The following is a 13,979-nucleotide window of genomic DNA, read 5'->3' on the forward strand; positions in this document are numbered from 1 at the left end:
GACTGAACATTACGCCCGATCCCCCGAGCTGAAACGGGGTTCGACGGCACGGTTTGGATCATTTTCCGATGAGACCGCAACGACCGCACCGTCCCCGGTAGCTGCGAGGACCCGCCCCGTGGCCAGCAGAACCACCAGCGCGGCGGCACCCGCGGCACCCGGCAGGGCGAAGCCCCGCACCGCCCCGCCCCACTCGACGACCGGGCCCGCCAGGCCCGTTCCGACCGACGCTCCCACGGTGAACGTCGTCACAAGCCAGGAGAACGCCTCGGTGACAGTGCCCCTCGGCGCGTGCCGGTCGACGATGATGAAAGCGCAGGCGATGCAGGGCGCCAGGAAGACCCCGGCGAGCGCCGCGAGGGCCGTCATCGCGACCGCGCCCGGCATCAGCACCAGGGGCAGGTAACAGACCGCCAGAAGGGCGACCAGCACCCGCAGTCGCCGCTCGGGCGCGCCGCTCCACCGCCGCGCCCCGTACGCCGTCCCACCGACGAGGGCCCCGAGCCCCACGGCCGCCATCAGCCAGCCGTACACGGCGTCGCCGCCGTGGTCGTCGGCGTACGACACCGCGGCGACCGTGATCGAGCCGAGCGCGATCCCCACGAACAGGAACGCGCCGAGCAGCGCCAGCAGCCCGGGCGAGCGCAACGCACCGAGCCAGTGCGCCTCGCGCGGTGCCGAACGCCACGCGCGCGAGGGCGGCGAGAGGACCACGGAGAGGGCGCCCAGCACCCCGACGACGTTCAGGATCAGCAGCGCCGCCCGGGCGGACCAGAGCGAAGCGCACAGGGTCAGGAGCAAGGGTCCGACGGTGAACATGACTTCCTGCGCCACGGCGTCCATCGCGTACGCGGTGTGCACCTGCTCCTCCCGGCGCAGCACGGAGGGCCACAACGCCCGCAGACCGCCCTCCAGGGGCGGCGTGAAGAGCCCGGCGACGACCATCGAGAGATACGCCACCGGCAGCGGGTCGGTGCCCGAGAAGGCGAAGACGCTCATCCCGAGGGCCGAGACGAGCGAGGCCGGCAGCTGGACGCGGGGCTGCCCGTACAGATCCACGAGCCGCCCGAGCAGCGGCTGCCCCACGGCGTTGCCCACCCCGTACACGGCGGCGAGCGCACCGGCCAGGCTGTACGTCCCGCCCTCCGCACGGACGAAGAGCACGACGGCGATGGCGGCGGTGGCGTTCGGCAGCCGCCCGGTGAGCGTGCCGGCGAGCAGCCGTGCGGCGTGCCTCGCCCTGAGGATCTCCAGGTATCCCGCGGCCATGTCATGCCCTTCCGGTAACGCGTGACGTCCGACTGGTCATGCACACGAGGTTTTACGTATAACGTCCTGTGTCATACGTACCATGTGCCCAGTCCGCGAGTCCAGACGAAGGAGCAGGTCGCCGGTGGCACGAGGTAGCACCCGCCCGACGAGCCGTGACGTCGCCCAGGCCGCCGGGGTGTCCCAGGCCGCGGTCTCCCTGGTGCTGGGCGACAAGTGGCGCGGCCGGGTCTCCGAGACGACCGCGGAACGCGTCCGCGAGGCCGCCCAGGAGCTCGGCTACCGCCCGAACCTGGCCGCCCGCAACCTCCGCCTGGGCCGCACCCGTACGGTCCTCCTGGTGGTCCCCGCACTGACCACCGAGTTCTTCGCGGGCGTCTACACCGGCGCGGCCCGCGTCGCGGCGGACCACGGCTTCGGCGTGGTCCTGTACCCCTCCCCCGAGGGCATCGGCCCCGCCCGTGACCCGTTCGGCTCCGCGGCGGCCGCCCTGGACGGTGTCATCGCCTCCTCCATGGCCGCGGACGCCCTGACCGCCATCCGGGGCGACCAGCTCCCCCTGGTGATGCTCGACAGCGACCCGGAGGGCAGCCTCGGCGCGGCGACCGTCAACCTCGACATCAAGGACGGCGTACGACAGGTGGCTGAGCACCTCCTGTCGCTGGGCCACCGCCGTTTCCTCCATCTGGCGGCGGACATCCCGTCCTGGACCTTCGAGGTACGCGCCCGGGAACTGGCCAAGCGCCTGTCCGAGGTCCCCGGTACGGACCTCCGCACGACCCGAGCCCCGATCTCCTTCGAGGACGCCCTGTCCGTCGCGGAGACGGCGCTCGCCGCCCCCGGCCCCCGTCCCACCGCCCTGGTCTGCGACGACGACAAACTGGCGGCAGGCGCCTACAAGGCGGCCCGCCGCCTGGGCCTGCGCATCCCCGAGGACCTCTCCATCACGGGCCTGGACGATCTGGCACTGGCCCAGGCCATCGACCCGGAGCTCACCACCGTCCGCCTGGACGCGGAACGCTTCGGCGAACGCGGCATGGAAGCCCTCCTGGCCGTTCTGGACGGCCGAACACCCCCCGTGGGCGACATCCCGGTACACCTGGTCGTACGAGGCTCCACGGCCCCACCAAGCTCCCCGTAGACCGCTCGCCCCCCGCGCCCGCAGCCGCCGACGCACGAAAGGGGCCGTGCCGGTACATCCAAAGCCCGTCGCTTACGTCCGGATCTGGCAACGGCTCCCCATGGGGCGACGTCTGATCCGGCTGCGACGGGCTGGATGTACCGGCACGGCCTCGCCCCACCCACCGGCACCCGGCAGGCAGGGCGAAGACCAACGGTCACTCCTCGTCTTCGGCGTCCTCGGCCTCCGTGGCGGTCTCCGCGCCGCCCTCCTCCAGCAGCCGGCCCAGCTGACGCCCGACGATCCGCTTGAACTTGCGCTGCTGCGGACGCGTACGGTCCAGGACCGCGACCTCCAGGCGCTCCGCGGGGATCTCCCGCTCGCCCCCGTTCGGCTCCCGCGACAGCGACTGCACGGCCAGCTTCAGCGCCTCCGCCAGCGACATCCCGTCCTGGTGGCGCTGGTCCAGATAGCTGCTGATCTGCTCGGCATTGCCACCCACCGCGACGGACCCGTGTTCGTCCACGATGGACCCGTCGTGCGGCAGCCGATAGATCTGGTCACCTTCGGGGGTCTCCCCCACCTCGGCGACGACGAGCTCCACCTCGTACGGCTTCTCGGCGGCCGAGGAGAAGATCGTGCCCAGCGTCTGCGCGTACACATTCGCCAGACCCCGAGCGGTCACATCATCACGGTCATAGGTGTAACCCCGCAGATCGGCATAGCGCACACCACCGATCCGCAGGTTCTCGTATTCGTTGTACTTGCCGGCGGCCGCGAAGCCGATCCGGTCGTAGATCTCGCTGAACTTGTGCAGCGCACGGGACGGGTTCTCGCCGACGAACACAATGCCGTCGGCGTACTGCAGCACAACGAGGCTGCGACCGCGGGCGATGCCCTTACGGGCGTACTCCGCCCGGTCGGCCATGGCCTGCTGGGGTGAGACATAGAACGGCGTCGACACCGGTTATCCGTCCCTTTCTGTCGAAGTCACTGGGTCACCTTGGCAAAAAGAGCCGGGCTCAGAGCAGCGCGGCCCGCGGACCGTCCGGCTGCTCCAGACGCCGCTCCAGGATCGCGCGGGCGACCTCGGAGGACTCGTCGTCGGTGAGCCTGCGGAAGCCGTCCTCGGTGATCACGGTGACGATCGGGTAGATCCGGCGGGCGACGTCGGGACCACCGGTCGCCGAGTCGTCGTCGGCCGCGTCGTACAGCGCCTGGATGACGAGGGTCGTGGCCTGCTCTTCGGTCAGGTCGTCGCGGTAGAGCTTCTTCATGGCACCGCGCGCGAAGATCGAGCCGGAGCCGGTGGAGGCGTAGCCCTGCTCCTCGGAGCGGCCGCCGGTGACGTCGTAGGAGAAGATGCGGCCCTTGTCGCGGTCCACGTCGTAACCCGCGAACAGCGGGACCACGGCGAGGCCCTGCATGGCCATGCCGAGGTTGGAACGGATCATGGTGGAGAGCCGGTTCGCCTTGCCCTCCAGGGAGAGCGTGGTGCCCTCCACCTTCTCGAAGTGCTCCAGCTCCAGCTGGAACAGCTTGACCATCTCGACGGCCAGACCGGCCGTACCGGCGATGCCCACCGCCGAGTACTCGTCGGCCGGGAAGACCTTCTCGATGTCGCGCTGAGCGATCATGTTGCCCATGGTGGCCCGGCGGTCGCCGGCGAGGACCACTCCGCCGGGGAACGTGACGGCGACGATGGTCGTGCCGTGCGGGGCCTCGATCACGCCCTGGACGGGCGGCAGCTGCCGCTTGCCCGGCAGCATGTCCGGCTGGTGCTCGGACAGGAAGTCCATGAAGGACGACGACCCGGGCGTCAGGAAGGCAGCCGGTAGACGCCCGGTGCTACGAGTGTTGGCTTCCACGGGGATCCTTCCAAGTAGGCGGCAGCCCGACGAACAGCGTCGGGATCATCTCCCAACTTGCCGATGGCCGAATTGCAGTTGAAGCACAGTACGCCACGGACCCTACCCGTCTCGTGGCAGTGATCCACATGAACTGCAGGAGCTTTCAAACAGATCACACAGAGCCCCATTTGAGAGGCGACCATCTCGTCACGCTCGGCTTCGGTAAGGCCGTACTGGCGCTTCAGATGGCTGGCACGCCCCTCAGCGGCTCGACACGACTTGCAGCGCGTCGACAGCCCGTCCGAGGCCGTTGCATTGCGGTGCCACTCGGTCCACGGCTTGACCTCACCGCACTTGAGACAGAGTTTGTGTCCCTCGGCCACCTCCACCTTGAGGCGAACTTTCCGCCCGAGGCTCTGCTGATGTGTCCGGTGATAGTCCGATGCGCAATCTCGACAGTGTCGCTGCAGACCGTCCAGGTGGGACCGCTTGCGGGCGAAGGCCGCGTACGGCTTGTACTCACCGCACCGCACGCAGCACTTCACGTCCTCTTCGCTTGTCAAGTCGAAAGCCCCCGCAACCTTCGATTCGAAGGCTACTCGCCACCTTTCTGAACGAAACTTCGAACGAAGTCCTCGGCGTTCTCCTCCAAGACGTCGTCGATTTCGTCCAGGACGGAGTCCACGTCGTCGCTCAGCTTCTCCTGGCGCTCCTTGAGGTCCTCGGAGACCTGCGCGTCTTGCGCCGTCTCCTCGACCTCCTCGGTGGAACGCGTCGCCTTCTGCTGTCCGCCGCCGGTGTCCTTGGTCGCCATAACCCTCACCCCGCTCGGTTCGACGTTCTTGATCAGACCCTACAAGCAGGGTCCGACATCGGCCCCGCAGTTGCTACAACGTCCGGGAGCCACCTCGATGATTCCCGGACGTCGCGTCTTTCCACCCCGTTGTGCCGCCCGGGCTCCGACGCCCCTTGCGGCCCGGTCAGCCGCCTGACAGGACCCTGACCAGGTCTTCCGCCGTGCGACAGCGGTCGAGGAGCTCCTTGACGTGATTACGCGTTCCGCGAAGCGGCTCCAGGGTTGGGACGCGCTGGAGCGAGTCCCGGCCCGGCAGATCGAAGATCACCGAGTCCCAGGAGGCCGCCGCCACATCGTCCGCGTACTGCTCCAGACAGCGCCCGCGGAAGTACGCGCGGGTGTCCTCCGGCGGCTTCGTACGGGCCCGCTCGACGTCCCGCTCGTCCAGGAGCCGCTTCATCTTGCCGCGCGCCGCCAGACGGTTGTACAGGCCCTTCTCGGCCCGTACGTCGGCGTACTGGAGGTCGACCAGGTGCAACCGTGCCGCGTCCCAGTCGAGGCCGTCACGGCGCCGGTAGCCCTCCATGAGCTCCCGCTTGGCCACCCAGTCGAGCTCCCCCGAGAGGCTCATCGGGTCGTTCTCCAGGCGGTTGAGCGTGTCCTCCCAGCGGGCCAGGACGTCCTTGGTCTGGTCGTCGGCGTCCGCCCCGAACCGTTCCTCCACGTATTTGCGCGACAGCTCGAAGTACTCCATCTGGAGCTGTACCGCGGTCAGCGTGCGACCGCTGCGCAGCGTGACGAGCCGCTTCAGCGTGGGGTCGTGCGAGACCTGGTGCAGCGTGCGCACCGGCTGGTCGACGGCCAGGTCGACGGCGATGAAGCCGTCCTCGATCATGGACAGGACCAGGGCGGTCGTGCCCAGCTTGAGATAGGTCGAGATCTCCGACAGGTTCGCGTCACCGATGATCACGTGCAGCCTGCGGTACTTCTCGGCGTCCGCGTGCGGCTCGTCGCGGGTGTTGATGATGGGGCGCTTGAGCGTGGTCTCGAGGCCCACCTCGACCTCGAAGTAGTCCGCGCGCTGACTGAGCTGGAAGCCGTGCTCGTGCCCGTCCTGGCCGATACCGACGCGGCCCGCTCCGGTGACGACCTGGCGTGAGACGAAGAACGGCGTGAGGTGGCGCACGATGTCCGAGAAGGGGGTCTCCCGCTTCATCAGGTAGTTCTCGTGCGTGCCGTACGAGGCGCCCTTGTTGTCGGTGTTGTTCTTGTAGAGGTGGATCGGCTGGGCGCCTGGGAGCTGGGCCGCGCGCTCCGCGGCCTCCGCCATGATGCGCTCGCCGGCCTTGTCCCACAGGACGGCGTCCCACGGGTTGGTGACCTCGGGAGCGCTGTACTCCGGGTGCGCGTGGTCCACGTACAGCCGTGCGCCATTGGTGAGGATCACATTGGCCAGGCCGATGTCCTCGTCGGTGAGCTGGCTGGAGTCGGCGGCCTCGCGGGCGAGGTCGAAGCCTCGCGCGTCCCGCAGCGGGTTCTCCTCCTCGAAATCCCAGCGGGCGCGGCGCGCCCGGTGCATCGCCGCCGCGTACGCGTTGACGATCTGGGACGAGGTGAGCATGGCATTGGCGTTGGGGTGGCCGGGGACGGAGATCCCGTACTCCGTCTCGATGCCCATTACTCGCCGTACGGTCATGCGGCCCTCCTTGCCCGGCAGCGCCCTCGGTCGGGGGCGCTGCTCAAGTACCGCTGGTGCTCCGGTGCGTGTGCGGTGCCCGTCCCCGCAACGCGCGACTCGGCGGTACGAAAGAGCCTAGAACGCCTCTGCGCTGGTGGGGAGATCATTTGCGTCATTGCTCTGCTCCAGCCGTGCCCCGGAAAGCAGTCGGCTGCGGGTACCCGTGGAGGGCACCCGCAGCCGCCCTGGCTTTTACAGGTACTGCCCGGTGTTCGCCACCGTGTCGATGGAGCGTCCGGTGTCCGCGCCCTGCTTTCCAGTGACGAGCGTACGGATGTAAACGATCCGTTCGCCCTTCTTTCCGGAGATTCGGGCCCAGTCGTCCGGGTTGGTGGTGTTCGGCAGGTCCTCGTTCTCCTTGAACTCGTCCACGCACGCCTGGAGGAGGTGGGAGACCCGAAGGCCCTTCTGGTTCTGCTCGAGGAAGGCCTTGATCGCTGCCTTCTTGGCGCGGCCGACGATGTTCTCGATCATGGCACCGGAATTGAAGTCCTTGAAGTACAGGACTTCCTTGTCGCCATTGGCGTAGGTGACCTCGAGGAAGCGGTTCTCCTCGGACTCGGCGTACATCTGCTCCACGGCGGTCTGGATCATGCCGTGGACGGTGGCCGCCCGGTCCCCGCCGTGCTCACCGAGGTCGTCGGAGTGCAGCGGGAGGCGTTGTGTGAGGTACTTGGCGAAGATGTCCTTGGCGGCCTCGGCGTCCGGGCGCTCGATCTTGATCTTCACATCGAGTCGTCCGGGGCGCAGGATCGCCGGGTCGATCATGTCCTCGCGGTTCGAGGCGCCGATCACGACCACGTTCTCCAGGCCTTCCACGCCGTCGATCTCGGCGAGCAGCTGGGGGACGATGGTGTTCTCCACGTCCGAGCTGACGCCCGATCCACGGGTGCGGAAGAGGGACTCCATCTCGTCGAAGAAGACGATGACGGGGGTGCCCTCGCTGGCCTTCTCACGAGCACGCTGGAAGACGAGGCGGATCTGCCGCTCGGTCTCGCCGACGTACTTGTTCAGGAGCTCGGGGCCCTTGATGTTCAGGAAGAAGCTCTTGCCGGTTGCCTGGCCGGTGACCTCGGCGACCTTCTTCGCCAGCGAGTTGGCGACCGCCTTGGCGATGAGCGTCTTGCCGCATCCAGGAGGCCCGTAGAGCAGCACACCCTTGGGCGGCCGCAGTTCGTGCTCCTTGAAGAGGTCGGGGTAGAGGTAAGGGAGCTCGACCGCGTCGCGGATCAGTTCGATCTGGTTTCCCAGGCCGCCGATCTGCTCGTAGCCGATGTCCGGGACCTCTTCGAGGACGAGCTCCTCGACCTCGCTCTTGGGGACAACTTCGTAGACATAGCCGGAACGGGGTTCGAGAAGCAGGGCGTCGCCGGGACGGATGACGACGTCCAGCAGCGGCTCGGCGAGCCGTACCACCCGTTCCTCGTCGGTGTGCCCCACCACGAGGGCGCGTTCGCCGTCCTCGAGGATCTCCTTGAGGGTGACGATGTCGCCGACGCTCTCGTACTCCATGGCCTCGACCACGTTGAGGGCTTCGTTGAGCATCACTTCCTGGCCGCGCCTGAGCTCCTCGAGCTCCACGCTGGGGCTGACGTTCACCCGGAGCTTGCGGCCCCCGGTGAAGATGTCCGCCGTGCCGTCCTCGTTCGCCACGAGGAAGACACCGAAGCCGGCCGGTGGCTGTGCCAGCCGGTCGACCTCTTCCTTGAGGGCCACGATCTGGTCGCGGGCCTCACGGAGCGTGTTGGCGAGCCGCTCGTTCTGTGCGGACACGCCGGCCAGGTTGGTCTGCAGCTCGACGATCCGCTCTTCGAGAATCCTCGTGTGCCGCGGAGAGTCGGCGAGCTTGCGTCGCAGGACGGCGATCTCCTGCTCAAGGTAGGCAACCTGCCCGGCAGGGTCATCGGACCCTCGTCCCGGGCGGATGCCGCGGTTCATGTCGTCGTCGTGGGCTGCCACGGTCCTCACCTCCTCCAAGGGGAGCTGGACGCTTCCAGACCCTACCTGGGTGGGTGTCGATTGAAACCCCTAGATCACAAAGACTGTCGGGGTGTGTCCGATCTTCACCCTTGCGCTCTCCCTCACGCCAGGGGAATACCCACCGAACACGGTCGGGAAGCGGGCGGAGGTAGGGTCGACGTGTTCAACACCCGTCAGAGCTGGCCCGATTCCCCAGTCTGCGGATCGCTCGACGCAGGAAACGGCAGGAGAAATGACCGTGCAGCAGGAGGCCCCAGGCGGCGGCGAGGCTCTCGAGGTCTGGATCGACCAGGATCTGTGCACCGGAGACGGCATCTGCGCCCAGTACGCGCCGGAGGTCTTCGAGCTGGACATCGACGGCCTGGCCTATGTGAAGAGCGCCGACGACGAGCTCCTACAGGCCCCGGGCGCCACAACGCCCGTACCGCTGACGCTTCTGCGGGATGTCGCCGACTCCGCGAAGGAGTGCCCGGGCGACTGCATCCACGTACGTCGAGTTTCGGACAGGGTCGAGGTCTACGGTCCCGACGCGGAGTGACCACAAGGGCACTCCGCGTCACGATGAGTCTCTTTTCTCACACGCTTCTCATGCGTTCTGGGCCCCGGCGGGCGTCGAGCGGATGAACGTGCCGTTCTTCCACTGCCACTTGGCCTGCTCCTTCACGTCCGGGCAGCAACTCGGCACGTCGGCAGAGGAGTAGCCGAGCAGGGTCGCCGTGACGGCGCCGTCACGCACCGCGAAGTCGGTGACGCTGAGGCGGTCCTTCGGGTCGACCAGGGTGGCCACGACGCGGGGCTTCTTGGCTCCCGACCCGCCCTGGGTGATGACGTAGACGCCGTTGGGCGGGGTGCCGATGCCCGCGTCGCAGCGGACCACGGCCACCGTCTCCGGGCTGCCGTCGCCGTCGAGGTCTCCGGACGCCTTCTTCTGCACGAGGACCTTGACGGGCCCGCACTCGATCGGGAACGTGACGCCCGCGGGGTCCGGGGGCGCCGTCGCGGCCGGGGCGGACTTGGCCCCGGGGCCGGGCTGGGCCGCCGTCGCGGAGCCGGGCTGGAGGACCGAGGAGAGGGCGACGACTCCGGCCAGGGCGGTGGCCGTGGCGAGCCAGTGGATGGGGCGGGTGTGGGTGTGTGCCAGTTCCGGGACGACGGATTGCTGCACTAGGAGCGTCTCCTGGGAGGGCCGTGACGGTGGGGGTGGGGTGGCCAGCATGGTGCCACACGTCACAGTGGGGTGGAACGGCGGGGTCCGGACTTCTGGCGGCGTGTCACGGCGGCGGGCCAACGGAAAGGGCTTGCGGCGGAGTTGCCCGCCTGTCCCGCGGCCCACGTACGGGAACGCGCTGCGGCCGAGCTCCGGAGTGCTTCCGGGAACTCGGCCACAGGTGTGGTGCGTTGAGTACGTCGACGGCGTGGGCGCCGGTCGGGTCAGCGGCCTGAGCCGCCGTCGGCGTTCGGACCGGTGTAGTCGTCGCCGTACGCGCCCTTGGCCGGGCGGCGGCGACGCATGGGCGGCTCGACACCGTCCGCGAGGCGGCGGGCGGTGAGCAGGAAGCCGGTGTGGCCGATCATCCGGTGGTCCGGACGGACCGCCAGGCCCTCGACGTGCCAGTTGCGGATCATCGACTCCCACGCGGACGGCTCGTTGAAGGAGCCGATCTCACGGATGGACTCGACGGTCCGCGCGAGCTGGGTGGTGGTGGCGACGTAGCAGCACAGGATGCCGCCGGGGACGAGCGCCTTGGAGACGGCCTCCAGGCACTCCCAGGGCGCGAGCATGTCGAGGATGACACGGTCGACGTCGGTGTCGGACAGATTGTCCTGGAGGTCGCCGACGGTGAGCTGCCAGGCGGGGTGCGGGCCGCCGAAGTAGCGCTCCACGTTCTGCTGGGCGATCTCCGCGAAGTCCTCGCGGCGCTCGTAGGAGTGGAGCATGCCCTGGTCGCCGATGGCGCGCAGCAGGAAGCTGCTGAGCGAGCCGGAGCCCACGCCCGCTTCCACGACGCGCGCGCCGGGGAAGATGTCGGCGAAGGCCAGGATCTGCCCCGCGTCCTTGGGGTAGACCACGGCGGCGCCGCGGGGCATGGACAGGACGTAGTCGGGGAGCAGGGGGCGCAGCGCGAGATAGGCGACGTTCCCCGTGGTGCGGACAACGCTGCCCTCGGGAGCGCCGATCAGCTCGTCGTGGGGGAAAGAACCCTTGTGGGTGTGGAAGTTCTTCCCGGCCTCGAGCGTGAACGTGTAGTGGCGGCCCTTGGGGTCGGTCAGCTGAACCTGGTCCCCGACCTTGAAGGGCCCGCGCCTGCGGGCGGCACCGGTCGGTTCGGACATGTGACCAGCCTACCGGTCCCCGCACGGAGCGCCGACCACGTTCGGGCGGGGGCGTACAGCTCAGGACGGGCGGGCCATCGCCTTGACGAAGGCTCGCTCGACGTCCGCCGCCGACAGGACTCCGTAGATCTCACCCGAGTCCTCCACCACCAGGTACTCGGTCGCCGGGGTGGCACGGAGAGTGTCCAGGAGGGCCTCGCCGGCGAGTTCCGCGGAGACGCGCATGCCGTCGGTGAGGTCCTGGGCGAGGCCGCTGACGGCGACCCAGGGGCGGCGGTGCTCCGGTACGCCGACGATGGCGGCCTCGCGGACGAGGGAGAGCGGTTCGCCGTTGGCGTCGACGACGACCAGGGCGCGGGCGCCGGCGTCGTTGGCGCGGCGCAGCGCCTCCGAGAGCGGGGTGCTGGTCTCGACCGGGACCGCGCGCCGGGTGAGTGAGCGGGCGCGCAGCTCGGGCAGGTGCTCGCGCAGGCGGGCCATGCGGAGGCTGTTGCCGGCGCCGGTCCAGATGATCGCGGCGAGGATCGCGGCGAGCAGGGCGTCGGTGACGGTGTCCATGCCGCCGATGTTGTCCTGGGTGGCGCCGAGCGCTCCGGACTGGGTGAGCAGGGGCAGGCCGATCAGCACGGAGACGGCGAGGGCGCGGCCGACCCAGGCGGCGGCGATCGTGCCGCTCATCGGCTTGCCGGTGATCTTCCAGACGACCGCGCGGAGCATGCGGCCGCCGTCCAGGGGCAGGCCGGGGAGCAGGTTGAAGGCGGCCACGATCAGGTTGGAGATCATCAGGCCGGCCAGCAGCACGCCGGGGACCGTGCCGGGCTCGACGGCCAGCATGGCGAGGTAGAAGACGCCCGAGAGGACGAGGGAGAGCAGGGGGCCGACGAAGGACAGTACGAACTCCCGGCCCGGGGTCTCGGCCTCCTTCTCGATCTCCGAGACGCCCCCGAAGAACTGCAGCTGGATCCGGCGCACCGGCAGTTTGAAGCGCAGCGCGGCGACCGTGTGGGCCAGCTCGTGGACGAGGACGGAGGCGTAGAAGGCGACCGCGAAGAAGAGGGACACGAGGTAGCGCAGGGCGCCGAGTTCGGGGAGCACGCGGTCGAGCTGGCCGCCGAACACCCAGGTGATCAGCGCGGCCACGAGGAACCAGCTGGGCGCCACGTACACGGGCACGCCGAACGGCCGCCCCATCAGCAGCCCGCCACCGGGCTCCCGGCCGCGTCGCGGGGGCTGCGTCTTGCCGGTACCGGTGCCGGTTCCGGAGTGGGCCAGGGCTCGGGGGTGTTCGGGCTCGGGGTGCGGTTGCCCTGCGGCGGAGGAGCCGTGGCGCGCGTCGGCCTCGTCCGAGGAATCGGAAGGGAAACCGGGACCGGCGGGTGCCTCGGCCCGGTCCCGGGAATCGCCGGGCGCCTCGGCCCCGTCCTCGGCCCCGTCCTCGGCCCCGCTCGAAGAGTCGCCGTGCGTCGCGGCCCCGCGAGCTGAGTCGTGGGGGCCGTCGGGGGACGGGGCGGCCTCGGGGGTGCCCGGGGTCGTGGGTGGTGTCGGCCCGGTGGGGTGCTCGGAGCGCTCCGGTCCGGGACGCGTGGCATCCGCGGCCGGGGCCGAGGGGGCCCGCTGCTCCCCGTGGCGCTCGGTCGCTTCGTCGGTGCCGGACCGCGGCTGCCCGCTCCCGCCGCTCTCGTCCACGATGTCCCCTCGTTCGAAGCGTCTCCCGCTCCCGATCATGCGAAGCAGGAGGGTCTGGGTCGATGGTATGCGTCCGTCGCGACGCGTTCCGCCCCGGCACCCCCTCTGTTCTCCGCTCCGTCGCACAAGCGCGCACAAGCCCCTACCGTGCACTCACTGTCAGTGGCGGGCCGTAAGGTCTGTGGACATGGAAACCAGCACCGGGGGCGCCGTGCCGCCCGAGCCGACCGAAGCCGACGCGGCCGAAGCCGCCGTGGCCGAGGCTGTCGTGGCCGAGGCGACGGACGCGTCGACGGTTCCCGCGGCCCGACCGGCCCTGCCTCCGAGCTCGCTGTCGCCCTCACGGGCCGGCGACTTCATGCAGTGCCCGTTGCTCTACCGGTTCCGGGTGATCGACAGACTCCCCGAGAAGCCGAGCGAGGCGGCCACCCGCGGCACGCTGGTCCACGCGGTGCTGGAGCGCCTCTTCGACTCCCCGGCGGCGGAGCGCACGGCTCCGCGCGCCAAGTCGCTCATTCCGGGGCAGTGGGACCGGCTGCGCGAGACGCGCCCGGAGGTCGTGGAGCTGTTCGCCGACGATCCCGAGGGCGAGCGGTTGACGCGCTGGCTGGGCGAGGCCGAGCAGTTGGTGGAGCGCTGGTTCAGTCTTGAGGACCCGACGCGACTGGAGCCCGCCGAGCGGGAGCTGGCCGTCGAGGCCCAGCTCGACTCCGGGCTGAAGCTGCGCGGCATCATCGACCGCGTCGACGTGGCCCCGACGGGCGAGGTCCGGATCGTCGACTACAAGACGGGCAAGGCACCGCGGCCGGAGTACGCCGAGGGTGCGCTGTTCCAGATGAAGTTCTACGCCCTGGTGGTGTGGCGGCTGAAGCAGGTGGTCCCGCGCCGGCTCCAGCTCGTCTACCTCGGCAGCGGCGACGTGGTGACGTACGACCCGATGATCGAGGACCTGGAGCGGGTCGAGCGCAAGTTGCTCGCCCTGTGGGAGGCGATCCGGCAGGCCACCGAGACCGGCGACTGGCGACCGAGGCCCACCAAGCTCTGCGGCTGGTGCGACCACCAAGCGGTATGTCCGGAATTCGGCGGTACTCCCCCGCCCTACCCGCTGCCGGTCAGGGCGCCGGAGTCAGGCGTCACCGAGCAGGGCAGAATGGGGCGGGATTAGGGCCTGTCCGGCGCGTTGCTCAGCTCCGGCCCGGTCCGCCG

Annotated in this window: 13 protein-coding genes; 3 read left to right on the plus strand and 10 right to left on the minus strand. The window is 69.6% G+C overall.

Annotated elements, in window-relative coordinates; translation table 11 throughout:
- Positions 1-9: 9 nt before the first annotated feature.
- Positions 10-1,269, minus strand: a complete 1,260-nt coding sequence (locus ACFZDJ_RS21730) for an MFS transporter (protein WP_391060830.1) — start codon at positions 1,267-1,269, stop codon at positions 10-12.
- 124 nt (positions 1,270-1,393) lie between these two features.
- On the opposite strand from ACFZDJ_RS21730, the gene ACFZDJ_RS21735 reads away from it, so the two are divergent.
- Complete coding sequence (locus ACFZDJ_RS21735) at positions 1,394-2,410, plus strand: substrate-binding domain-containing protein (protein ID WP_390934093.1); 1,017 nt, start codon at positions 1,394-1,396, stop codon at positions 2,408-2,410.
- Between the two features lie 196 nt (positions 2,411-2,606).
- On the opposite strand, the gene prcA is transcribed toward ACFZDJ_RS21735, so the two are convergent.
- The 6 genes from prcA to arc all read right to left on the minus strand — a co-directional run bounded on the left by prcA (position 2,607) and on the right by arc (position 8,732).
- Positions 2,607-3,353: a proteasome subunit alpha gene (gene prcA / locus ACFZDJ_RS21740; protein ID WP_168507546.1), complete on the minus strand. Its 747-nt coding sequence runs from the start codon at positions 3,351-3,353 to the stop codon at positions 2,607-2,609.
- Between the two features lie 58 nt (positions 3,354-3,411).
- Positions 3,412-4,257, minus strand: a complete 846-nt coding sequence (prcB, locus tag ACFZDJ_RS21745) for a proteasome subunit beta (protein ID WP_168507548.1) — start codon at positions 4,255-4,257, stop codon at positions 3,412-3,414.
- Positions 4,209-4,802, minus strand: coding sequence for an endonuclease domain-containing protein (locus ACFZDJ_RS21750; RefSeq protein WP_391060832.1), 594 nt, complete (start codon positions 4,800-4,802; stop codon positions 4,209-4,211). The genes prcB and ACFZDJ_RS21750 overlap by 49 nt, the downstream gene beginning before the upstream one ends.
- Positions 4,803-4,834: 32 nt before the next feature.
- Complete coding sequence (locus ACFZDJ_RS21755) at positions 4,835-5,053, minus strand: ubiquitin-like protein Pup (RefSeq protein WP_189187860.1); 219 nt, start codon at positions 5,051-5,053, stop codon at positions 4,835-4,837.
- A 166-nt stretch (positions 5,054-5,219) separates the two neighbouring features.
- The gene (gene dop / locus ACFZDJ_RS21760; RefSeq protein ID WP_343323942.1) at positions 5,220-6,731 is read right to left on the minus strand and encodes a depupylase/deamidase Dop; all 1,512 of its coding nucleotides are present in this window, start codon (positions 6,729-6,731) and stop codon (positions 5,220-5,222) included.
- Between the two features lie 234 nt (positions 6,732-6,965).
- Positions 6,966-8,732: a proteasome ATPase gene (arc, locus tag ACFZDJ_RS21765; RefSeq protein WP_168507550.1), complete on the minus strand. Its 1,767-nt coding sequence runs from the start codon at positions 8,730-8,732 to the stop codon at positions 6,966-6,968.
- A 253-nt stretch (positions 8,733-8,985) separates the two neighbouring features.
- Between arc and ACFZDJ_RS21770 the strand changes: the two genes are divergently transcribed.
- A complete protein-coding gene (locus tag ACFZDJ_RS21770) occupies positions 8,986-9,291 on the plus strand; it encodes a ferredoxin (RefSeq protein WP_168490175.1) in 306 nt (101 codons plus the stop codon).
- A 48-nt stretch (positions 9,292-9,339) separates the two neighbouring features.
- On the opposite strand, the gene ACFZDJ_RS21775 is transcribed toward ACFZDJ_RS21770, so the two are convergent.
- The 3 genes from ACFZDJ_RS21775 to ACFZDJ_RS21785 form a co-directional block, all read right to left on the minus strand.
- On the minus strand, positions 9,340-9,918 hold the full coding sequence (locus tag ACFZDJ_RS21775; protein WP_390934086.1) for a hypothetical protein: 579 nt from the start codon (positions 9,916-9,918) through the stop codon (positions 9,340-9,342).
- Between the two features lie 266 nt (positions 9,919-10,184).
- The gene (locus ACFZDJ_RS21780; protein ID WP_101406100.1) at positions 10,185-11,087 is read right to left on the minus strand and encodes a tRNA (adenine-N1)-methyltransferase; all 903 of its coding nucleotides are present in this window, start codon (positions 11,085-11,087) and stop codon (positions 10,185-10,187) included.
- A 60-nt stretch (positions 11,088-11,147) separates the two neighbouring features.
- Positions 11,148-12,773 (minus strand): site-2 protease family protein, encoded by a 1,626-nt coding sequence (locus ACFZDJ_RS21785; protein WP_391060834.1) that lies wholly within the window; start codon positions 12,771-12,773, stop codon positions 11,148-11,150.
- Positions 12,774-12,960: 187 nt separating this feature from the next.
- On the opposite strand from ACFZDJ_RS21785, the gene ACFZDJ_RS21790 reads away from it, so the two are divergent.
- Positions 12,961-13,938 carry a PD-(D/E)XK nuclease family protein gene (locus ACFZDJ_RS21790; protein ID WP_391060836.1) on the plus strand — a complete coding sequence of 326 codons (978 nt, stop codon included), beginning with the start codon at positions 12,961-12,963 and terminating at the stop codon, positions 13,936-13,938.
- The last annotated feature ends 41 nt before the right edge of the window (positions 13,939-13,979 follow it).

The sequence above is a fragment of the Streptomyces sp. NPDC007896 genome (assembly GCF_042959425.1).
Lineage (GTDB): Bacteria > Actinomycetota > Actinomycetes > Streptomycetales > Streptomycetaceae > Streptomyces.